The following is a 25,065-nucleotide window of genomic DNA, read 5'->3' on the forward strand; positions in this document are numbered from 1 at the left end:
AATCAATTAAAAGGTAAGGGATAGCGTGAAATTATACGATCTGGAAGTTGGGGCAGAATTTCCGTACAAACCCAAAGCATCATTCCCGGATCCATAACTATTTACCTCGGGATCAGAACCCGTAAAATGGGGGGCATATATCCACAAATTCCGTCCGGTTGCTGTTAGTGAAGCGCGTTGGAAAGGTGTTTTCTTGATCCATTTCTCAGGAAAATTGTAGGTTAAGTTTACATTACGCAGTTTTACATAGGTACCATCCTGCACAGCCGCTTCATAGATCGCATTCAGTCGCTGATAGTAATCCTGGGCCGACACGGTAACTGTATTTGGTTGCCCTGTATTTACGTTCACTCCTTCCACGATGCGATCTTCACGATTCTCGGTTGCTTTCGGTGTGCCATAAAAGAACCCATAACGATCATCCGAGTTCATAATATCCCCTCCCTTTCGCATATCGAAGAAAAAACTCAAATTCAAATTTTTATAGGTAAAGCTGTTGTTTAAGCCTGCCAACCAATCGGGTTGAATATTCCCTATTTTTTGGGATGGCCCAATAACAGGTAAGCCGGCATCATCTATTAACTTTTGCCCGGCCTCGTTGTAACTATAGCCCGGAGCGTAGAACGTGCCATAAGGGTCACCGGTAAAAGCGAAAGTCTGTCCAATCTGCACTTGATCAGCACCACCATAAAGTTCCGTTACCCTGTTTTTTATTTTGGTGAAATTGAAGGTGAAGTCCCAGGAGAAATCTTCACTTTTAACCGGTGTTACATTTAACAAAGCCTCAATTCCTCTGTTATACATACTCCCGGCATTGATATAGGAATTGCGATAACCGGTAGAATTCGCTAAGGTAATATACGATAGGAGGTCTGTATGATCTCGATCAAAATAATTAAACTCCAAACCGATGCGATTTTTTAGAAACTGGGTTTCCAGACCGATTTCAAGCTCGGTAGTTGTTTCATTCTTCAGGTTCGTGTTACCTAAGTCGCCACTGATTAAAAATCCCGGCACGCCGTTAAAAGGGAAATTGGTAGCCGTGTTGTATACCGTCGAAGTGGCATAGGCACGTACATTATCATTACCCACCTTGGAGTAAGAAGCACGCAACTTACCAAAGCTTAACCAAGGAGTTTGTTCTTTTAAAAGTTCGGAAAACACAAAACCTCCCGACACCGATCCATAAAAATAAGTTCGGTTTGCCTTATCAAACACGGAACTCTGTTCCATCCGTCCCGTAAGCGAAAGCGTCAACATTTTTTTGTAATCAACCGTGGGCTGTGCGTAAAAAGATACACGACGAAAGCGTCTATAATTTTCCGTACTTACCTGATTTTCTGTATTACTGATGTTATCAAAATCATCAACAGTAAATCCTCCTGTTCCCTCCAATTGATAGAGCTGATCATATGTGGCGAACACATTATTGCCCAGCAACATACTCACCTCTAGATCTTCTCCTATCTGTTTACGCGCCTCGGCGATCAAATCGTGGTTGAATTGCCGATAGTTATTATTGCGATCGCGTAGGATGCCGGTGGTTCCCACCGGTATACTAGGAGCTTCATGGTATTTGGATTGCTCGGAGTATATATCTGCCCCTAAGCGTTCTGTAATGGTTAACCAGTCTGTAGGCGTATAATTAAAAGTGGCGATTGGGATAAAGCGATTTCCACGCACATCATTATATACATTTTCTAAAGACCAGTAAGGATTATTGCGTGAGTAGCGGAAAACACGTTGTGTACCATCGTCATTCGTAGCAGGCAAAGGGTCCCAGGAAAAAGGAGCAGTATACACAGTCCATAAGGGTGCTTCTAAACCGTAACCCTCCGGGGTTCTATGCGCCGTTGTAGCGACATAATTGAACTGGAAAGTGGCTGTAAAATTATCATAGATCTTATTGCTGAATTTGGCAAAGGCCGCGTGTCTTTTATAGTTCGTTGTTGGTATTGTACCTTCCTGATCCAGGTAGGAATAAGACATAAAATAATTAGACTTATCTGTTCCCCCTTGTACGCTTAATGTATTTGTATAGGACTTGCCTGTTTGGAAAAACGCATCCATTGGATTCACATTACGTACCGGTTTACCGTCTACCATCAACGTATCCAAGCGGGGGCCCCAAACCAAGCTTGTTTTCTGATCGTTATCCACTCCATTCCAATACACGCCGCGATCGCCCTGGGCATAAACCGATTGTACTTGTGGATAAATTGCCTTATCAAGCGAAAATTGTGTGCTAAAATTAAAACTTGGCTTCTGCTCTTTATTACCATTTTTGGTAGTAACGATAACTACACCACGTGCGGCACTCGATCCATATAGGGCCGAAGCGGCCGATCCTTTCAGCACATTAATGCTTTCAATAATAGCCGGATCGATATCTGAGAAACGACTGATACCACTTCCATTACCATTTGTAGCCGTTTGATCATTATTTATAGGAACCCCATCTACCACGATCAAGGCTTCATTATTCCCGGTTAATGAGCTCGTACCACGAATGACAATACGCGATGAGCTTCCTGGTTGCCCGGAAGAAGAAGTAATCTGTACACCCGAAACTCTTCCAGTTAATGCATTAAGCGGGTTCGGTTCTTTTGTTTTGGCAATATCTGCCCCTGAAACCTCCTGCGTGCTATACGTCAGCTGCCTTTTTTCCCTTTTTATCCCTAAAGCCGTTACAACTACTTCGTTTAGGGCTTGATTATCATCGGCCAGCGTAATGGTCAGCTGCGTCTGCGTTATTAGTTTGATTTCTTGCGCTTGATAGCCCAAAGCTGTAATCTGCAAAGTTGCCCCCGCCGGATAGCTGATAGTAAAAACACCATTAGCATCAGTAGAGGTACCCAGCGTTGTTCCGAGCAATTTAACAGATACCCCCGGGATGGGCTCTTTGGATTGGTCGGTTACCAGCCCCTTTAATGTCTTGGTTTGCCCCTGAACATCTAAGAAAGCCCATAAGCTTACGATGAAGGCAATTAAGTAGTTGATTCTCATGATTAATTTGTGTTGGTTTTGTGTATTATCGTCGCTCTTTGCGTCGACTATAACAAAACTATTACATAATCACGACGGATAATCCCCAAAAATTAACTACAACAAACCATATATTAACAAATAAACAAAATACGACACATTTTATTAGCTATTTTACATTTATTTACAGTAAAAAACATAAAAAACACATCAATAAGAAAAGAATACCCGTAATAAATCATGGAAAAACATAGAATTCGAATTCAGACAGCAATCCATAGCCACGTTTTTCTGAATAACTTGCCTGATAGGGCCCAACTCGCCATATTTTACCCTCCCATTCCGGCTCAACGTAAGGACTTCCAGGAAATTCAATCCATTTCGATCCGTTTTTGCTTCCACGAACGAAAATTAATTTTCCCTCTCGTTGAATTTGGAGGTAAGGATAAAAATCGAAGCCTGTATTATTATGTTGCTGCTTTCGCCTATCTTGTAAGTCAGTTATGATATTGCCTATTCCCCAACCAAGCATCACCCCATTCTGCAATAACTGTTCATTTTCTTCATTCACATAACGAACCATCAAACCCGCTTCATTTGGGCCCAATGGTTTGCGTTGCTGTAGACCGGACAAATCGTTCACTTTTAGTTGCATCAAAAAGTTTCCGGATATATTTTTATATAAAAAGGGCCCTCTGTTACCGCTACCATCCCAAGCTGTTTTTGCCGAAGCTAGATGAACGGCACCTTGGTGCTGCCTCACGGTTAGACTATCGGCCGAATCTCCTTCCATACCATTCCAATTATACTGGCCACTAAAATCCTTTGTGAGGTCTAAGCCCTCTCGCATACTAGTAAATCGGTTTTTTTCGACACCCTTTAGCGAAACTTGTTGTGAGCTCCATACGAAGCCATAACGGTCTTTTACAAAAAACCGAAAAGCGTGCTTTTCTCTTTTACTCAAATCTTGTGCGAGGTAATGGGTGGTTGATTGCCAGGCTGTACTTGGACTGTCCGTTCCGATTTCTTTAAAGCTAAATTGATAATCACGCTTGGCAAGCGAGGTATCTGCCTGCATAAAAGCCAAGTGTTCCGACACCCATTTTGGATGAATCGTATAGGTCGGATTAATTTGCTTGTCCGATTTTAGATTCAGCACGGAATCTGCCCAGCTCTTTAACTCGTTTTCATCTTTAGCCTCATCCAGTAAATGAAGCGACTTTAGATAAACGCCTTTTGATGGAATCACTTTCATGAGTGCTGCACGCAGCTCATTTCGTTTTTCCCATTTATCCGAATGGTAGTAATAAAGCCCATCCCGCTGTTTCACGAGGGCAGTTAATGCCCAAGTATCCTTCGCCTTCCGTTTACCATCTGTGTATACCAAAACAAGGCTATAATAAGCCAAGCTATCAAGTGTCGATTTTAAATAAGGAAACAGCGCGTCCCTCCCGTTCTTCATGTATACCGCCATTTGCCCCTTGTAAGCGAGTAGTTCAGCTTCCTGATTTTGAAGCTCTATTACTGATTTACCATAGCCTTTATTTATCCAAGTCTTCACTTTTCCAAACACTAAATCTTTCGATTCAAAAGATCCAACATACGCGCTCTTTTTAGCGCTATTCCGTAATTTTTCAATCTCTTGCGTCGTTAAAGCATAATCGTACATTTTTAGCGAGGCGATGGCACCACTGAAAAATTGCTGTAAACGTCTGTCTGTCCCAATTAATATTTCGGCAGGTCTTTCCAGAAAAAGCATGCGGTTACCGCGATTCTCTAATTTGCCATTGACATATAATCGCTCTTCCGTACCATCGAAAACAAGCACCACATGATGCCATTCATCGGCGCTTGGAATATGCTTGAAAGCCAAATTAGACCATCCCCCGTGTACGGCACCTCCGAGGGACGGATCGGATCCATAGCCCAATGATGCATGTGTCAAGTCTCTCCCGCCCGAAGCCCATTGAATAATTGGTTCTTCTTTAGCAATGTTTGCATTATTTATCCATGCACTGATGGTGAAACTACTGTTTCCTCCTATGGTTGGAGGAAGCGCCATTTCAGATTGCCAATAACTTTGTCCGTCAAAAACAAAAGCTTTTCGACCTTGCACCAAATCAATCGAACAGCTTCCGTTTTTTACCCGAAAAAGGCCGCCTAATACACCTTTGTTAGTCACCTTTTTATCTGCAGTGTGTAGGGCATATTGATCTGCCTCTAAGTCGACCAGCAGACCTAGACTTTCTTGCCTTCCAACTGGAGCTTGCGGCATTGACAGCTTTCCTTCTTCATAACCAATACGGGGTTCGCTAAATATTTTTACGTTCCAAATAGCTTTATTAAGTCCAGGTAACTGGGTGTTTTTTATGGTGATTCGAAAATAACGAGCTTTTACGTCGCCGTAATCTTTCATCGGGCTACCCCATTGCGTATTTTGGGTGCGGTCTGCAAAAACTTTCCAACGCTGACCATCGTTAGAATATTCCATCAGGTATTGATAATACCAAGTAGCATATTCAAACTGAGTGAAGACACTCTGTATACGTTCTTCTTTTCCTAAATCCACTTGCCACCATGCTTCATGCATATTATCGGCAGCCTTCCAGAGCGTTCCATTATTATCATCCGATGCATAGCCAGCTTTAAAATCTTCATTATATACCGAGGAAGCTTTTACAGTCTTACCTAATACTAAGTTTACCGACTGAATATTGCTTTTTGTTAACGCACCTATACCTTTATGCGTAGGCACAACTTTTTTTATATTTCCCTCTTCGTCGAACGCAAGCTTATCCGCGGCTATTTGTCGGTGAAAACCACCTCCACTGTGCGGATTGTTATGTCGGTGGTAAACGATGTAAAAGTCGTCTCCCTCCTGCAATACACTGTTATGCCCTGGTCCATGTATGGTACCGTCTTCATTGGTAACCAAAATCGGACTGTTTTTGCCATAAACAAAAGGTCCCATAGGTCCTTTCGTACTCATTACATAATGGACCTTATAGCTTGCATCTTCGCAATGCTCAGCGCTATACATTAAATAATAAATTCCATTCCGCTTAAACATAAAAGGAGCCTCAAAAAAGTCCTTCGCAATGGCATTGGAAATGATTCCTGTTTTCGCAAAAGATTTCATATCGGCATTCAACAACCCCATCCCACAACCACTGTTCGGATAAATTCCCCAGGTACCCCAAAACATATACATCTTGCCGTCATCATCCCGAAAGGTTTGCCCGTCTAACGTGATTACATTAGGCACGAAATAATTCGGAACAACGGGCTTTACACCAGGAAGCAGCGGAGTCCAGGGACCGGTAGGTGAAACGGACGAGGCACCGTAAAGCTCACAAGGCTGGCTATAGTACATATAATACTTACCGTCGACCGCCCTATTAACATCCGGGGCCCAATAGACAGGTGTATTCGGCCAATTCATCGGTTCCATGTACCAGTTCACAAAATCTTTGGATTTCCATACTTGAGATGGTCCCAATCCAAAACCGTTGCCATCCGTCGTGGCATAAATATAATAAGTATCCCCCCATTTCTTTATAGTTGGATCGGCGAAATAACCCGGTATGATGGGATTTCCAGCCTTTGGCCAGTTGTGTCCTAGCTCTTGTGCAAATCCGCGGGTCGAGAAAAGAAGTAGAAAGAAAACAAAAAACCTTTTTTTATCCATCATATTCTGTAAATAAGGAAGGGCCATCTCTTGCCCATAAAGATGGCTTTCCACATCAATTAAACGAACATAAACCAACTATTTAGGCCTTTTTACACTGTAAAAACCAAAGTTAAGGTCTTAGCAAATGGACAACCATCCAGATATTAACAGACTATTGTCTTTTTTTAACAATAAATGTCTTTAAAACAGTTATTTTATTTTTCTGCCAGCGCTCGATAGGAACGAAAATAGATCGCTTGCTAATAAATGGTTACTATTGGTTAAAATACTTTTAGTTTTAACTGCCGGCAAGTCATTAATTTCGAACAAAACAAATAAATGTCAATAAAACATTTATAAACTGAACTAATAACCAATTATAAATTAAGTTCAAACTAAGGTAAGCACTACAGAATCCGAAACAGTAGTGATTATTATTATGTAACACTAAATTAATGAGCAATGCACAACAGTTCATGACCCCTTTTTATCCTTCTTCCTTCACAAGCTACAAGGATGGAAGAATCAACATTGGCCAAAGTATTAAAATCAAAGTTTAACGTAAGTTTTATTATTATTTATGAAAAAAATCAACATTTCAGAGAAGGTGGGGCACTTTCGATTAGCTATGCTAGTTCCATTTTTCATTTGCCTTCTTATGCTCGCCAGTATTCTTTCATGTAAAAAAAATCCTTTTCATCCGGTTCCCGGAGAAGAGGTCGATAGTTTAGCGATTTATATTCCGCAAGAATTCCAACAGATGGATTTCAATGATTCAACGAGCACCTGGTGCTATCCTCGTAGCCGGCAGTCAGAACACTTCATTGTCTTTTGGGGAGCAAACTATGGAGATAAAGATCCAAATTCAACCGATATTCCCGCTAAATATCGGGTCAATATCGACGATCTGTTAACCAAAGCCGAATCTTTCTATGATTTAAATATTAATGTATTAAAATTTGCTGAGCGTGGTAAGGGTAAATCGAATCTCGACAAATATAAGATGATGATTTTCCTTTATTACCAAGACGAATGGTTAGCAACAGGTTCTGGTTACGATGACGTAATCGGCGCACTCTGGATAAGTCCGGGCACCTCACAACCCGTCGGTTCCACCATTGCCCATGAAATCGGGCATAGTTTTCAGTATCAGGTTCATTGCGATTTAGGCGGAGGTTCCGGTTTCCGATATGGTTTTGGTGGCAATGGAGGAAACGGCTTTTGGGAACAGACTGCGCAATGGCAAGCCTATCAAAGCTATCCGTTGGAAGCTTTCTCCTCACACAATTTCACCGTTTATACGCAAAACTATCATCGGCATATTCACCATGAATGGCAACGTTATGCAAGTTATTTCATCCATTACTATTGGACAAATAAGCATGGCATTGACATCATTGGGAGAATCTGGCGTGAAGCGCAACAGCCAGAAGACCCGATACAAGCTTACATGCGGATAACCGGTATTTCCAATGCGCAATTAAACGATGAATTATATGACGCAGCAGCGAAATTTGCCACGTGGGACTTAGATGCTTTGCGGGAAAACGGAAAAAATTACATCGGTGCACATAGCTTCAATTTTAATGAACTTGCCGATGGCAGTTTTCAGGTTGCTTATGACCATTGCCCAGGTACATCAGGTTATAATATCATACCACTGAAAGTACCCGCAGCCGGGACACAAATTTCAACGGCGTTCACGGGTCTACCTAATGCCACAGGGTATAATACGGTGGATGCTTCGCGCGCAGGTTGGCGGTACGGTTACGTAGCTTTATTAGCTAATGGAGCCCGCGTATATGGGAACATGGAGCAGGGTATTCATAAGACCGTGAATTTTACCATTCCCGAAAACTGTGCAAAGCTATGGTTTGTTGTAACGGGAGCACCTAGTACCTATACGGTACATCCTTGGGATGAAGACGAAAACAATGATGAACAGTGGCCTTATAAAGTTAAGTTTACAAACACGACACTTATCAATCATATCGATCTAGAAGAGGGAGCAACGCCGAAGGATACCACATTCACCTATGATGTAAGTTTTCCAAGAGACACGGTCAATTATACCGGAAAAACCGTAACCGTCGACATAACGCAATTAGCACAAACCTTCGTACTACAACCTGGCAAGATTACACAATTAATGGGAAGTAATGTTAAGTTTTACGCAGTTGAGCCTGATGGCAATTTGAATGCCACAACCACAGCCAATGGTTATGGTCATTGGTTTGACGCAAACGGCAATGTTATTAATTGGGGAAGTAACGCAAAAGTTTTCTCGGAGTTTAACGCCACAAATTTTGCCTTTTCAATCGGGCAGTATCCAGGCCATTCGATTTCAGGGAACCAATACACGGTGAAACAGGCCTTGGTCTATGAATATGAACCGGGAAAAACAGCACAAGCTACATTCGTATTTAAAATTAACATCGAATAAGCCATAAAGAGGAGTGTTCTCGGACACTCCTCTTTATGCTAATAACCCACTGCCAAGCCAATACTAAAAGATCTTCTTATGGAATAGAAACTTTGTCGAACAGACCATGCTTATTTAGAATAATTTAAAATAAATTGTTTAGACTCATTTTAAATAATATATTTGCTCCCAAAAATCTAAATACCCATGCCACAAAGGTTTACCTTCTTTATCTTTATATTTTTATGGACTTACGGTTCGGCCTTCGCCCAAGTCACCAGTATAAACGGCACGATTCGTACTTCGGACGGAAAACCTGCTGAGTTGGTGAGTATCACCGTAAAAGGTACTAAGCTCGGAGCCGTAACGGACAAATTCGGCAATTATTCTATAAAGGGCGTTACTCCTGGGTCTTATGCGCTTAAAGTAACTTCTGTAGGGCTTGAAAAACAAGAAAAAACAATCGAGGTAAAACCAGGTGTTCCCTTAACAATAAATTTTTCGTTGGCGGAAAACGCCGCTACCTTGCAAGAAGTGCTTGTGTCCACTAAAAATCTAAATAAAAAGGACAATTATGTTGCACGAATGCCGCTTAAGAAATTGGAAAACCCGCAAGTATATAGTATCGTATCATCAGAGACGATGAAAGAACAAGGGCTTACCAACTTTGACGATGCTTTACGCAATGTGCCGGGCATTACGCGTACTTGGGAATCAACAGGGCGAGCGGGTGATGGGGCTTCTTACTTTGCATTAAGGGGGTTTGACTCTCAACCCATTATGTACAATGGTTTACCGGGCTTAACAAGTGGAAACCTCGACCCCATCAATATCGAAGAAATACAAGTGATCAAAGGGCCTTCAGCCACCTTATTCGGCGGCAGCTTCTATAGTTATGGAGGGATGATCAATACGGTCACCAAGAAACCATATTATGAATTCGGTGGTGAGATCACTTATCAAATGGGAAGTTACGGACTAAATAGGGTGACGGCAGATATTAATACACCTTTAAGTAAAACAGAAAAAATAGCGCTGCGCATCAATACAGCCTATCACGATGAAAACAGCTTCCAAGATGCGGGTTTCAAGAAGTCCTTTTTCATAGCTCCATCGTTGGTTTATGAGGTAAACGATCGACTGTCTTTCCATTTGATGGCAGAAATTCTTGAAGAAGAGCGTGCCGTTCCGCCTGTATTTTTTCATTCAGACCGTACTGGACCGCTGCCATTTAAATCGCTCAAAGAACTTAACTTGAATAATGATCTATCATTTACCAATAATGACATGACCATTAAAAACCCACGATTTAATCTACAGGGCCAAATGCTGTACAAAATATCAGAACAATGGACTTCGCAAACGGCTATTTCAAGAGGGACTGTGAAGTCTGATGGTTATTACACCTATATTTGGGACGACGGAATCAGTGATTCGTATTTTGACCAATTTTTTCATAAAGAAAGACAAACAACCAGTGTAACCAATATTCAGCAAAACTTTAACGGCGACTTCAACATTGGTGAACTTCGGAATCGCTTATTGGTAGGATTAAACTACTTTAGCCGGAATGTTATTGATAATGGCTCAGGCACAGCAGCCGTAAGAAAAGTTACCCCACAGCAAGCAGAGGTGGAATATATCGAACCGGGTACCACTGACACGATCCCACCTGTTTACCTCTCGCGTGCTTTTGTTGACCAGATTCTAGCGGGTACAGGAAGTGCTAACAGTAATGTAAGCAATAGTTCCTATAGTGCTTATCTTTCCGATGTATTGAACATTACGCCGGCGTTATCGGCAATGGCAAGCTTACGGGTTGACCATTTCGTTTCAAAAGGGGAAAAAAGCGACCCGGAAGATGATTTTAACCAGACAGCATTATCTCCAAAGTTTGGCCTAGTTTATCAACCTATTTTGGATAAGGTGTCCCTTTTTGCCAATTATATGAACGCTTTTATCAATGTAGCCCCTCGTTCAGTTGCTGATCCAGATGGAAGTAATCCACGGATAAAATCGTTTAAACCTGAGCAGGCCAATCAATTCGAGTATGGTATAAAAACCGATTTGTTCAATGAACGATTAAATACCACCGTATCGGTATATAATATTATGGTGTCAGATCGGGTATCGCCGGATCCCGCTAATGTAAATAACTCATTACAGGGAGGTAAAGTTCAGAGTAAGGGCTTTGAGGTTGAAGTGAATGCCAACCCCATGCAGGGGCTCAATCTAATTGCTGGATATAGTTACAATAAAACCGAGGTTATAGCAGGTGATGAAGCGGATTTTTATAGTGAACCCGGCCGTGCGATTGGAGGTCAAGGTCCACAAAACCTCGCTAATTTATGGGCAAGTTATCGGTTCACAAGCGGGAAATTACAGCATTTCGGTGTTGGCGTCGGAGGTAATTATGCCGGTAAATATCGGGTAATTGATAGTAGTATAACGGGCGAATTTGATTTACCAAGTTATGTATTACTCAATGCAGGGCTGTTTTATAACCAAACACATTATCGCATATCCTTTAACCTAAATAACATCACCAATAAGGAATATTATATAGGTTATTGGTCGGTTAACCCACAGAGGCTCCGCAACTTCGCTGCCAGCTTTAGTTATAAGTTTTAGATCGATTACATAACTGATTAATCTCCGGATTTAGCGCGCATCATACGCTTCATGATGGGGTTAATCAGTATCAAGCCAATACCTATCCATACGGCATATAAGGCTAATTGCTTATACCCTTCCGTATAGGCTAGTAGCTTATCATATAAAGAGGCCTTTTCGTCGGTAACGGACATATCTGCGCCCAATAAACCGGCAACATATTGCCCGTAAGCGCTCCCTAGGAACCAAAGTCCCATCATCATACCCGTCAGCTTTTGGGGAGACAATCTGGTGATGACAGACATTCCGATTGGACCTATGCATAGCTCACTCAAAGTGATAAAAAACCAAGCAAGTGTAAAAACATTCAAAGAAGTTTTACCCTGTTCATTTGCATAAAACCGAGTTGCGAAAAACAAATAGAATCCGATAGCCAGTAAAAAGAATCCGATGCCAAACTTAATTAAGGTATTGGGCTCGATCTTCTTCTTCGCCATCCAAATCCATAACATTCCCAAGGGCGAGCTACAAAGTACAATAAAGAGCGCTCCCGATGAATTATTGATCATGTTGGGATCGATTTGGAAGAAAAGGAGCTCATGTTTTAAATTATTAGCCGCGAATAAGCTCAAAGAACCACCCATTTGCTCAAAGAATGCGATATAGAAAATATAAGCGATAATGAAGATCAGTGCCGCTAACAGAGGGTACCGAAACCGCTTATCCGACAGTTTGAACCATTCATAAAAGAAATATATTAGCGCTATCGGACCGATTGTATACATAAAAAGGTCGGTATACTGCGTGTTTTGAATCATGATCAAGATGCAGGGGATCGCCAGTAAGGCTAGTAAATAGACGAGTATTTCATTACGTCTACGCTTTCCTTTTGATTGGTGCAACAGCGGCGATAAACCAATGGGGCCTAACTGCTTTTTTGAGAAATGAAAAGTAATGAGTCCGATCAACATTACCCCACCTGCCGCAGCAAAGGCGGAACTCCAACTCACGTATTTTCCAAGATAAACGCACAGAATACCGCCCAAAAACGACCCGATATTAATACCCGCGTAAAACATACTAAAACCGGCGTCTCTCCGTGTGTCGGTGGGTTTGTATAGCTGGCCAACCATCGAAGAAATGTTCGGTTTAAAAAACCCGGTACCAATAATGGAGAGTGAGATTCCTATGTAAAAGAAATGATTTGGTGAAATAGCAATTAAAGTACTACCTGCAATCATTACCAAAGCGCCAAAAATCAGGGATTTATTAAAACCTAAGACTTTATCCGCTATGATGCCCCCCATAAAGGTGAAAGCGTATACAAATGCTTGTATTGCTCCGTATTTCAGGTTTGCTTCTCGATCATTTAAAGCTAATTGATCCACCATAAACAGGGCCAATATCCCCCGCATACCATAAAAGCAGAAGCGTTCCCACATCTCTACGGTAAAGAGATACCATAGTTGTTTTGGATATTTTCCTTCGAAATTTTGGATTTCCGCTAATGTTGTTCGAGGCATAACAGTACGTTGATTGACAAAAAAATTTTCCGAATGTAAATAATTATATCCGAAACAGGTAAATATCTATCAGTTGTTGATATGACAACTGATAGATATGAATGGAAACAGGCTTTTAAGAACTAAGGTACAAAAGTGGGCTGTTGGTCCGGATTGGGATTCTGTATGAGCAATGGATTATTAATTACTTCCTTTTCGGGAATCATCATAATTAGCTTGTTGGAATTCTGCGGAACATGTATGTTTTGATAATGCCCTTGTGCAGTTGTCCGCTCCACAGGTAATTGCAAACGCAAAATGTCAAACCATTCTAAGCCTTCTCCCCACATTTCTTTACGACGCTCCAATAAAATCGCATCGATCAAAGCTGCTTGGCTCGATGCATTTGTGAGGGCAGCACCTCGCTGTTGCTGTAACATATTTAGTACCTGCAAAGCTGTCTGCACATCATTCTGCCTTGCGGCGGCTTCCGCCTCTACTAAGTACATTTCGGCCGCCCGAAAATCGTATAAATTCCCGTATGGTGGCTCATCCCGCAATTCTAAAAATTTTGTTGCGGCATACTTTCCCGGATATAATGGATTTGCTATCACTAGTAAACGGGGATCATCCTTCATGATAACATCAACAAAATAATTGGAAGGGAGAATTTGCTCAGCCTGCCAAGGTGCATTATTTTGTCCAAAATCAAACCAGCAAGCGGGTGAATCGTACCACCAATAATCTTGTGACCCTTGCTCATAACCTAATACCCATTCGCGATTAGGACTGGAAAACCCAGCTTTATATTCGCCCATCGTCATCAACTCATAACTTGCACGAATTTTATTTGCGTATTTTCGCGCATTGACCCAGTCTTCCATCGTAAGATAGACTTCTGCCAAAAGAAAATTGACAACATCAATATTGTAATAATTAATACTCGGACGATTGAATTCAAGCAATAGCGTTTCAGCATCAGTTAGATCGGCCACAACTTGGTTGTAAACTTCCTGGACTGTGGCTCTTGGTTTCGGTTCCAGATCAGATGTTAACTGCAAGGGAACACCTGGCTGATCTTTTGCGATGCTGTAGGTATGTTGATACATACGAACCAAATTAAAATAACAACGGGCTCGTAAAGCCAAGGCTTGCCCTTTAATCGCGTTTTTATCAGATTGGCTTCCGATAGCTTTGTCCACATTTTCCAAAATAATATTGGCGTTGTTGACTATCTTATAGAGACTTGTCCACATGATTGATGTAATTGAGCTGGTAGCATCATAACGCTGATTGCTATATGTGTAAAAATACCAGTTATTACCAACCTGTTCTTGGTTAACCATCATATCGAAGCCTGATACAGTTGATAGCAGCCTAATTCCAGATGGACTTGATACAGGAGGATTATTATTCCCATCACGCATCATGCGATAGGTGCCTTGCAATAATAGGTTTAAGCCTGTTACGTCATTTAGCACCAGGTTTTCCGGTAAATTAGCAGTCGGTTCTTCCGTTAAGAATTTTTCACAACTGGTGGTAAGCAGTAACATAAAAGCCAGCATACCCAGAGTTATTTTTTTTATATTTTTCATTTCTTATTATTTTACCACCTCTAAAAAGATACATTTAACCCTAAGGAATAACTCCTTAGGGTTGGCACGCCGGAACTTGCAGCTGTGACCCCCATCATTATTCCCAAATTGTTATCATAGCCAAAGTTTTCAGGATCAGTACCTCGTTTTTTTGCACTGCCAAAGGTGAGTAGATTATCTCCCCGGAAATAGATCCTCAAAGCGGAGAGCCCCCACTTCGACACCAACGATTGTGGCAGTGTATATCCCAACATCACGTTTTTCAAGCGCACGAAATCATTATTGAAAATGTATTGATCACTATAACGGGCATTGGCAAAAGCATCAAAAGTACGGTAGGTATAGATTTTTGCCACATCCGTTACATCACCAGGCTGTTGCCAACGGCGATCTAAATTATCATAGGCTGCAAAATTTTCGCGCAATACATTGCTTTCGGAGAAATTATAATCGTAGAGCTTACCTCCAAAGCTATAATAAAGCATGAAAGAAAGGTCAAACCCCTTATACCGGAAATTATTGGTTAGTGCGCCATAAACATCCGGCAATACAGAACCTTGGTTAATTCGCTGTGCGTCCACATTCACTTCATCATAGTTTTCTGTTTTCACTTGACCAATAATATTTCCATTGCCGTCAAATTCGTATTTCCACCATTGGTTGTGTCCATTATCGGGGTTTACACCGGCAAAACTGGGCGCATAAATATCATAACGCGACCCCCCTTCTCTCCATTTAAAGATCGCAACCCCAAAATTATATTGGGTTTCTTTACTAGGTAAACTGGTAATTTCATTTTTATAACCTGTAGCATTAAGCGAGATGTTCCAATCGAAATCCTTTGTCCGAACGGCGGCATAATTAAGATCCACTTCCCATCCTTTGTTCTGCACATCTCCGATATTCCGTAAAATCGCATCCATGCCTAAAGAAGGAGCTAAGGGCATGTCAAGCAGTAAATCCTTCGATTTACGGGTAAAATACTCAACACTTCCAGAAAGTCTATTAAATAAGGCAAATTCTAAACCCACATTCGTCTGAATATTGGTTTCCCATTTGATGTTCTCATTCCTTAAACGTGCGAGTGTCACTCCAACTGCTCCCACGTAGCTCGTAGGTGCATATTGAGCTTGATAAGCATAGTAGTTATTTACCCGATCATTTCCTACTTCACCGTAGCTTGCTTTTAGCTTTAGGTTTTGCAACCAATCCTGTGTGTTCTCCATAAAAGATTCTTCAGAGATACGCCAAGAAGCACCTAAAGAATAAAATCGACCCCAACGATTATCGGGATGAAAACGTGATGAACCATCGGTACGTAAACTTCCTGATATATAATACCGGTTATTATAGTCGTACTCCGCCTTGCCAAAAAAGCTAGCCAGACCATAACGGGCATAGCTTGACCTCACAGTCGGGTCATTAGATGCTAACTCCAGCTCTTTGAAATATGGAAGCGCAAGTCCAGAACGGGTTGCCCCAGAACCAGAGGTTGTGTAGGAATAGATTTCCTGTCCGGCCAACACATTGATATGGTGTAAGTCATTAAAAGTTTTATCGTAGGTTAATACATTATTAACCGTATGTGAATAGGATCGGTAATTGTCTCGCTGTACATACCCCTCTGAAGGAAGCAGTTGATTTTCTCGTTCGGGACTTTTCCACATGCTATAGAAATTATCGATTAATTGAAAAGAATAAGTCGTTTTCAGGCTTAACCCCTCTAATAATCGGAACGTAAGAGCAGATACCGTTTGTAAATTATCGGTTTGGCTGTTTTTTGCTTCTGTTAAGGCTCCATAGGCGCTCCATCGAGGCCACCAGGCACGACCGTTACCTACCCCCTCATCTAGTTGCGGTTTTCCGGTAAAAGGACTTATCGCATATGAATTGGTTTCATAGTCCCATAAGTAAGCGGAATATTCCGTTGGCATCACACGAAACACCCGTGCGTCAAAGCCACCGTTTACATCCGCGCTGTTCATAAACATAATGGAGTTACTCATACTGAACCAATCGTTGATCTTTGAGTTCAAGGCCACTCTTCCGGTGTAACGCTTAAAACCGTCGCTGATATGAACACCCTTATCATTTAGGTAGGAAAAGGAGGCATAATACGTATTGTTTTCGCCCATTGCTCCGCTAAAATCTACTCCGTAATCTTGCTTTAATCGATAATTGAAGGCTTCATCGAACAGATCAAAATCCCATAAACGTTGTGCTTCCGATTTTATTTTCCCGTCCAAACCAACAGGATAATCCATGTTCCAACCCGAACGATAATTCCTTAACAGGTTACCATTCGCATCATAGAGGGGTGTCGTATTCCAAAATACAGAAGGCACCCGGTTACTCGCGTACGCTCGCGCTTCTTCATCGGATTTTCCATCAAAATCTCGCGCATCGTTGTACAAGCCTTCCCATGCCAGTTCCCATTGTTTGGCCGGAGAGACACGCTCCGGAAACTTAACGGCAAAATCACTGGTTGTCCAAGCGGCCCGTGCATTCACTTTTGCCTTGCCCGAAGCACCCCGCTTGGTCGTAATCATAATCACACCGTTTGCTGCCCGTGAACCATAAAGAGAGGTTGCCGCAGCGTCTTTCATGACCGTGATAGATTCAATGTCTGATGGTGAATAAGCACTTAAATCAACATCCGACGGTACCCCATCCACTACATATAGGGGCGCCATTTCGGCTGTTAACGATCCAATACCCCGAATCGTAATCGTCGGATTCGCTCCAGGTCGTCCGGAGCTATTCGTTACTTGAACCCCGGCGGAAAGACCCTGTAGGCCCTGCGCAACATTGGAAGTGTTGACGTTTTCAAGTTGTTTCGCATCAATGACGGTAGCAGACCCGGTGAAGGATGATTTTTTGCTCGTTCCGTAGGCGGTAACCATAACCTCATCTAAACCGGCAATATCATCTTCCATAACCACGTCCATATCATCAGCACTTGTAACGGACAATTCATAATTTTTATACCCAATCGATCGGAAGATCAACTTAACACCAAGCTTAGGTAGCTGAAGTATAAATTTCCCGGATTCATCTGTTTTAGTACCTATTCCTTCTCCTTCTTGCACAATGCTCACGTCAGGCAACGGAAGCCCTCTCGAATCTTTTACACGTCCGGTTACTTGTTCCTGCGCCTCCGCACGCATTATGGAAAGTAACAACAGCATTAAAAATGTCCAACTAAGACATTTCTTGTTGGTTTGGTAGTTTGCTTGCATACAAATTTTAATTTTAATTAATACATCGTGTGGATTACACAAAAGCTAGATTTCGTCGTGATTTCCTCGGTTCTGATAAATAAATAATTGGTAGCGTTAGTATATAAATGTCATTTAAACATTTATATTTCAAATGTAGAGGGAAACGGGAATTCACACTCTCCGGATTTTAACAAGTACGCTTTAAAATTTAACCAATTTGTTACATGTGGCTAATATTTAGGAAGTTTTAGGAAATAAATGGCTGTGCGTAGCAGGTATCCTTAAAATCAGAAAGACCATCCGCCTCACGGCGGACGGTCAAACACACATGAAACAAAGTCTTTTAGTCTTATGCTTTATCCTTGCATTACTAAGCTTGATGCTCGTTGATATTTTTAAAAATGGCCGTTACAACTGGTTAATATTGAACTCCGTACTAGCCTTCCACACAAATGTACATAAGGCGCTTATTTAAAGTTGAGCATATCTTAACAATCTATCATCGAATATGAACGAAAAAAGGGAACCCCTTCTTTCGAAGCGGCCCCTACCATAGATTACGTTAATATGCTCCCTAATTATTACAGATCAATGTTAATATAGTTTCTTGACTATGCAACGGCACTCGGTAAGCGCCCCTTTCGATATCCTGCTTTTTATCCAGGGAATAGCTTGTTGCTTTACTATCTTGGTTCAATCGCAAAAAGGCCTCTGGGGTAAAAGCATTTTTAGCAGCAAGCTTAATGCGTATAGCTTTTGTATTTACATTGTACGCAACTTCACTGAATTGGCCTGCATCAAGGCTTAGCCAGAGCTTGGCCGATGCGATAAATATTTTCGATTTTGCAGCGGTAGTTGGCTTGAACACAACCCAATCCTTTTCTTCTCTCGTGTTACCACCAAAACCTAACCATCCAAAATCTTCATGATGCACTAAGTAGCTCGACGTATTGATCGCATAACCAAAGAAACCGCTACCGTAATCTCCTGACAGGGCATCGTTTGCCAAGGTAGAAGGGTAAGAGTGAAAAGCGGAAGGACCGAAGCCGTCCTCGGTAATATTAGCGATCGAACCCATTAGACCTCCATATCCGACACGCAATAAATGAAGATTTTCGGGTTGATCACGGTAAGCCTTCAAAACCGGAATCGCATTCAATGCCGAACCATAGTGATGAATCTGCCGCTCAATCCGTGCGATTTTACCCCCATAAAGAAAATCCCAGTAGCGGCGCGCATTACCATTATAGGCCCAATGTGGCATGGTAGGCATATAGGCCATGATAGCGCTTAGTGTTACGGCCGCCTTATCGTGATAGCCAAAATAATCGGACCACATATATACTTCTTCTTGCCCGGTGGAATCCCAAGGCATTTCGCTCCCAAATGGATAATTAAGGGTGCGCCAATGATCTGCTCTTGCTTTCATCGCTGCTTCCAATTCCTGCGCTTCAACCAATCGGTTTTCATTCTTCAAGTCTTGCAATATGAGCAAAAATATGCTTCCTTCCATTTGACCAAACTGCGCATAATAAGGCGCCTGTTTTACCATGGCCATGCTGGTGTGAAAAGCCTTCTCTAAATACCATTGCCAATTTTCTTGATCTACCAAGCCTTGATGATAACGGGACAATCGGTATAATACCCAATGAGCTGCCGCTACGTGCGGATAATTATAGGATCGTCCAACATCATCCGCCCCTTTTTTATTCCAGGCCGACCAAACTTTATAATTAATATTCGAATCGTAAGTACCTGCCGGCATGGAGTCCGGCTCATAATAAAACACACTTTTTTTAACGCCATACTTTTGAGGCCCTTCGCTATGCTGAATATTTCCCCACAGCGTTTCATGCGCAAAAACTTGTAACTTCTGTAGTTCTTCCTTATTAGGCTGCACGAATTGCTTCATCATCGCCTCTAACCAACTTCCTGCGCCTCCTTCGTCACTTAATCCAGCTACCCAAGCGCGGCGATCTTGTGTAACTTGCTTTTGTTCTTCGTAATCATAAGAGATAACGGAAGGATTCCGCCCAAAGGGATCATTCGCTTGATCAAACCACTGTTTGGTGGTCAAAAAGTGGCCGATAGAATCCATGATTTGAGATTCGGGTCGGATTACTTTATAATGAATGGTCTGCGTTTTACCATCTGCATAATGAACTTTTACAGTTGCCCTACCCCACTTCCTTCCTGTAACCTGATACGATTGCAAATTCTCTTTAATACGCTTATCCTTCATTATAGATAAGGCGTTCTTCGGATAAATATCGATCGATTTCACCTTCGACGCATAATCAATAAAAAGCTTTCCTTCTACATCTTGAGGCAGCACATAGCCGGGGATTCCAACTGCGACCGGCCTGTTATTCGCCTTCAAAGCTTTTTCAAGCTGCGTAACATGATCGGCTAATATGAACTGCAATCCGTAGCTTATCTGTTCTTTCGGCTTTAACACGACGGCACTCGGTTCATTCCACTGGCTAACACCCTTCCATTCCTTTTCTGCATAAGCTTTACTATGCACCATCCATTCGTGAAAACCTTCAAAAGTAATACCCCTTGGTGTTGGATCATCCAGCAGTGGTCTGTATGCTTCAAACGGTGTTTTGCCGTAGGGAAGTACCAACAGCGCTTCTCCAGTCCCGCTCAAACGCGCCACTTGTAAATACCCTGCATCCATGCCTATATAAGGATCAAAAAAAACGTTTTTTGCATGCGCCTCATCCAAACTTCGCTCGTGCAAGATATTATTAAAGATCATGGGAATTCCGAGAGCACCTATCTCAACACCTTGCTCCGTGTTGTTAGTAAGTTCAAACCGAAGAATCAGCTTTCCATCTACCTGTTCCCAATAACGCTTAACCTTTATCGGAGCGTCATTCCCTAAAGTAGAACTTAAATCAGCCGCCGCTAATACTTTCCCCGCTTGAGGCAAAGCCTGTACCGTGCTCCGATGCTTTGCTGACGAATAATCTTTCCATTCCACGGATCCGACCTGCCTTAAACGCAAATTAATATCACCTAACTGATAAAGTCCATCGGCCTTACGCAAATCCAATCGATCACCGGGCGTGAAGTCAAATGCTAAATCGTTCAGTGGTTGCAAGGCCGCAACCGTCTGTGATTCCTTAACGAGCACAAGATTAAATGATTGGGTGCGATAGGTCTCCTTCCCGCTGGCGAGCCCTAAAGTTTCTGGCCGCTGAGCAAGTACTTTCCAAGGATCTTGTGCATAACAAATGGAAGTCAATAATATACAAAATGGTATCAATAAAAGACTCCATGTAGGCCTTTTGCCAATGCCAACCGTTGGTATATGCATCTCTCTGTTCATGTATATCTTAGCTTATGTAAAAATTGCTTCAATATACAAATGTAAACAAGACACTTATTCAATTGAAACCGAATATTGACCTAAAGTAAGCTTATTTTAACGTTTCTCAGTAGTTCAAGCAGGGATTTCGTCTTTAAAAAAGGAAGGATTATTTTAGTCATATTTTTATTCTCTTTAATTTCATCCTATTGTTTTCTTTTTAATGGTTGATGAGAGCTCGAGTAAATAATAGTTGCCCTGTGTGTCCATTATTATTTACATCTCGGTTTCATCTCACTTTACCATCGATGCAAAGTGAGGCAAACATCAAGGCTGTCCAGTTCTCGCTAAAAATTCGGTTCCTATCCCTCTGTTCTGCGGAGCCGCCCCTATTCACAATTCCTTCCCTTCGCTTTTTCGCATAACACTTTAGCCCGCCCTACTAACCGAATTTTCTTTACGCTCACCCTGGAAGGCCGTTTTACCCTGCGCTATCACCCAGACGCATAGCCGTTCCGAAGGACGTCAATGGCCTAGTCTGTGGAGGCAGCAACCGGCAGTCAAATATGCCCCTTCACCATTATTATGCGAAGCAGACGGTAATCAGTGAATCGGCGAACGAAGGGCATGCCATTGCGCAAGAGGGTGGCTCCGATTCACGGATGGGCATCTGACCACGGGTTGCAACGGAATAGACAAGCCGAAGCACCTTGCCCCACTTGGGTGCGTCCAAGTGGGATGTATAAAATAATCCTTCCTTTAATATAAACACCTTCATCTGCATATTAAAACGAAACCGACCAACGGGAGTTCACCGAAGGTAATCCCTGCCCTACTTTTAGCCTGTTTTGGCATCGATCACTGGACTATTTGATTTCTAAAAATTGGACTACATAAACAAAATCATAAGTGTATACCTTCACACAAAATTAGCATCATGTTTTCAATACAAACTCCCTTAGAAAATGAACGCGCATTGTTAGTTCCTTTAGTAGAAGCCGATTTCGATGATTTATATGCCATTGCGTCAGATAAAAGGGTATGGGAACAACATCCCAATAAAGACAGGTGGCAAGAAACGATTTTCCGAACATTTTTTGAAGGCGCTATACAAAGTAAGGGGGCCTTTAAAATAATAGATAAGGAAACAGGCCTCGTAGCAGGCAGCACGCGTTTTTATTCCTATAACGAAGAAGATAATAGCATTCAGATCGGTTATACTTTCTTTGCTATCCAATTTTGGGGTACAGGCTTAAATCCTGCAGTGAAAAAATTGATGCTAGCGTATGCCTTTCAATTTGTGGATCGGGTATACTTTCAGGTTGGCGCAGGCAATCTTCGTTCGCAGATAGCAGTCAGCAGGCTCGGCGCTACGAAAATCGCCGAGCAAGAAGTAGCTTATTTTGGAGAGCAACCGAAGCTAAACTTCGTATATGAATTGAAAAAGCAGTGAGAGGCTTCATCCTCATACTCGTCACCAAATTGTCTTACCATGCTGGTGGTTCTATTCCAAGCAAATGCTTTACAAAATAATCTCTTCTTTTATGTTCTCCAAAATCGCCACCTGAAGAATGTCCCATACCGGGCACCATTAAAAAATCAAAATTCTTGTTCGCTTTAATTAAGGCATTTACTACCTGAAGAGTAGAAGAGGGATCCACATTATCATCTAATTCGCCTACTATAAGCATCAATTTACCTTGAAGGCGATAGGCATTTTCGACATTGGATGATTCGGTATAATGCGGGCCAATGGGGTAACCCATCCACTGTTCGTTCCACCACATCTTATCCATTCGGTTATCATGACAACCGCAAGAAGACACGGCTACCTTATAAAAATCAGGATGAAAAAGCAAGGCCCCTGCTGAGCTTTGCCCGCCTGCTGAGGTACCGTAAATGCCTACCCGGTTTAAATCCATATACGGATATTTTTCAGCTGCTGCTTTCATCCATGCAATACGGTCGGGAAATCCTGCGTCCTTTAAATTTTTCCAGCAAACATCATGAAATGCCTTGGATCGATTGGAGGTACCCATTCCGTCCATCTGTACTACGATAAAACCAAGTTCAGCTAGTTCCTGCGCGCCATATGGGACAAGGGTTTGAAAGTTTTTTGGAACAAAGGAACTGTGAGGGCCGGCGTAAATATACTCGATCACAGGATACTGTCTAGTGAGGTCAAAATTGGTTGGGCGTACAATGATGCCCCATATGTCTGTGATGCCATCTCGGCCTTTGGCTGTAAAAACTTCGGGCATTTTCCATCCCGTAACCGATAAAGGCTGTATATTGGCCTCTTCCAAATCCATCAGTATTTTACCGGTAAGTGCGTCTCGTATGCAGGCTTTAGGTGGCAAATCTACGCGTGAATATTGATCAACAAAGAGCCCATGATTAGGGGAGAACGTCCCTTCATGGTTTGCGTTTTCTCTTGTTAAAACTGCCATTCCCGTTCCGTCAAAGTTAATGCGACAGTACTGAATAAGATAGGGATCTTGTCCTTTTTCCCGACCACTAGCGGCAAAAATGATTTGTCGCGCTTTTTCATCTACATGAACGACTTTCCGAACCACCCACTCCCCCTTTGTAATTTGATTTTTTACCTTTCCGGATAAACCATCATAGAGGTACAGATGATTCCAACCATCGCGTTCAGAAGCCCAAATAATTTCTTTTCCATCTGCTACATCATAGCGATATTTTTTTCCGCTATAATCAATAAAAGTTTTGCTCCGCTCGTCCACCAAAACTTTTGCCACACCAGTTTGCCCATCCATTTCAATGATTTGATAACGCTGATGTCCTCGTTGGTTATATTCAACGGTAAAGGAACGGCTATCCTTATGCCAGGTTGGGAAAGACAAATCGTACTGATTTTCGATCAACGCAGCAGGCATAGCAATCACTTTCTGCTCTTCTACTAAAAATAAAGCTGGTGTGCGCTGGGGTAAGGCATCTCCCGGTTTAAGATAATCGCGCGTTTGTAACTTAGGTTGTAGTTGCTCTTCAGGTGATGATTCGATTAAATAAAGTGTATGATCTTCATTCTTCCTAACTTTAGCAGCCACAAGCTTTTTGCTATCAGGTGACCACGACATCCAAGCATCGTAGTATTCCCCGGCGGAACCATCGAAGCTCAACTGAACTTCCTTATCGTCACCTTTCCTCCGTTGGATATACACATTATAGTTTTTTATATAGGCTATCCATTGGCTGTCAGGCGAAAAGGTCTTTCTATCTTGTACATCTTTGGTTCTGGACCCCCAATAATTTTTTCCCTTCTTCAAGCGTTCGGTGAGCGCTTTATTTTCTTCGACTTTTTCAGTTGAAAAATCCAGTTCCCATCCTTTTTCATAAGCCACAAAAGTTAGTCGCTTCCGTTCCATGGAATAAGCCAGCTCAGTAAGCGGTAAATCCGCTGCCTTCGCATGCACACCGCTTAACACCGATAACTGATCGGCCACATTTTGATGATCGAAAGCCGGCTTCTTTATGTGCTGTTTGCTATTAGCTATTATAAACTGTTTACCGGTAGCAGTAGTTGAACTATAAAAAACCGTAGAGGCCGAGTCAATCCACACGATATTCGAGGTCAATCCCAAAGCTTTGCCTTTAATTAGTTGTCGTAGATTATTTGCTCGATCATAATCCTCTTTAGTTCCTTGTCCGAAAACGGATTGCACTGTAAGCATGGCTATTCCGATCATAACCAGGCCTAATATATTTTTGTTCATTTCT

Annotated in this window: 10 protein-coding genes; 3 read left to right on the forward strand and 7 right to left on the reverse strand. The window is 42.0% G+C overall.

The window, feature by feature from the left end:
• Positions 1–6: 6 nt before the first annotated feature.
• On the reverse strand, positions 7–3,006 hold the full coding sequence (locus RYH73_RS02045; RefSeq protein WP_335311591.1) for a SusC/RagA family TonB-linked outer membrane protein: 3,000 nt from the start codon (positions 3,004–3,006) through the stop codon (positions 7–9).
• 217 nt (positions 3,007–3,223) lie between these two features.
• The gene (locus RYH73_RS02050) at positions 3,224–6,727 is read right to left on the reverse strand and encodes a family 43 glycosylhydrolase (RefSeq protein WP_335311592.1); all 3,504 of its coding nucleotides are present in this window, start codon (positions 6,725–6,727) and stop codon (positions 3,224–3,226) included.
• Between the two features lie 508 nt (positions 6,728–7,235).
• Between RYH73_RS02050 and RYH73_RS02055 the strand changes: the two genes are divergently transcribed.
• Together RYH73_RS02055 and RYH73_RS02060 are read left to right on the forward strand one after the other, a co-directional pair.
• A complete protein-coding gene (locus tag RYH73_RS02055) occupies positions 7,236–9,098 on the forward strand; it encodes a DUF4859 domain-containing protein (RefSeq protein WP_335311593.1) in 1,863 nt (620 codons plus the stop codon).
• 186 nt (positions 9,099–9,284) lie between these two features.
• The gene (locus tag RYH73_RS02060) at positions 9,285–11,708 is read left to right on the forward strand and encodes a TonB-dependent receptor (RefSeq protein WP_335311594.1); all 2,424 of its coding nucleotides are present in this window, start codon (positions 9,285–9,287) and stop codon (positions 11,706–11,708) included.
• A 17-nt stretch (positions 11,709–11,725) separates the two neighbouring features.
• Here the strand turns inward: RYH73_RS02060 and RYH73_RS02065 are convergent, their stop codons facing one another.
• From RYH73_RS02065 to RYH73_RS02080, 4 genes are all read right to left on the reverse strand, one after another.
• Positions 11,726–13,213, reverse strand: coding sequence for a peptide MFS transporter (locus RYH73_RS02065; protein WP_335311595.1), 1,488 nt, complete (start codon positions 13,211–13,213; stop codon positions 11,726–11,728).
• A 122-nt stretch (positions 13,214–13,335) separates the two neighbouring features.
• Positions 13,336–14,787 (reverse strand): RagB/SusD family nutrient uptake outer membrane protein, encoded by a 1,452-nt coding sequence (locus tag RYH73_RS02070; protein ID WP_335311596.1) that lies wholly within the window; start codon positions 14,785–14,787, stop codon positions 13,336–13,338.
• Positions 14,788–14,807: 20 nt separating this feature from the next.
• Positions 14,808–18,026: a SusC/RagA family TonB-linked outer membrane protein gene (locus RYH73_RS02075; protein WP_335311597.1), complete on the reverse strand. Its 3,219-nt coding sequence runs from the start codon at positions 18,024–18,026 to the stop codon at positions 14,808–14,810.
• Positions 18,027–18,582: 556 nt separating this feature from the next.
• Positions 18,583–21,345 (reverse strand): DUF5695 domain-containing protein, encoded by a 2,763-nt coding sequence (locus RYH73_RS02080; protein WP_335311598.1) that lies wholly within the window; start codon positions 21,343–21,345, stop codon positions 18,583–18,585.
• Between the two features lie 916 nt (positions 21,346–22,261).
• Between RYH73_RS02080 and RYH73_RS02085 the strand changes: the two genes are divergently transcribed.
• Positions 22,262–22,777 carry a GNAT family N-acetyltransferase gene (locus tag RYH73_RS02085; protein ID WP_335311599.1) on the forward strand — a complete coding sequence of 172 codons (516 nt, stop codon included), beginning with the start codon at positions 22,262–22,264 and terminating at the stop codon, positions 22,775–22,777.
• Between the two features lie 34 nt (positions 22,778–22,811).
• Here RYH73_RS02085 and RYH73_RS02090 read toward each other — a convergent pair whose 3' ends face one another.
• Positions 22,812–25,061 carry a S9 family peptidase gene (locus RYH73_RS02090; RefSeq protein ID WP_335311600.1) on the reverse strand — a complete coding sequence of 750 codons (2,250 nt, stop codon included), beginning with the start codon at positions 25,059–25,061 and terminating at the stop codon, positions 22,812–22,814.
• Positions 25,062–25,065: the final 4 nt, after the last annotated feature.

It is taken from the genome of Olivibacter sp. CPCC 100613 (genome assembly GCF_036959255.1).
In the GTDB taxonomy this organism is placed as follows: Bacteria; Bacteroidota; Bacteroidia; order Sphingobacteriales; family Sphingobacteriaceae; genus Olivibacter.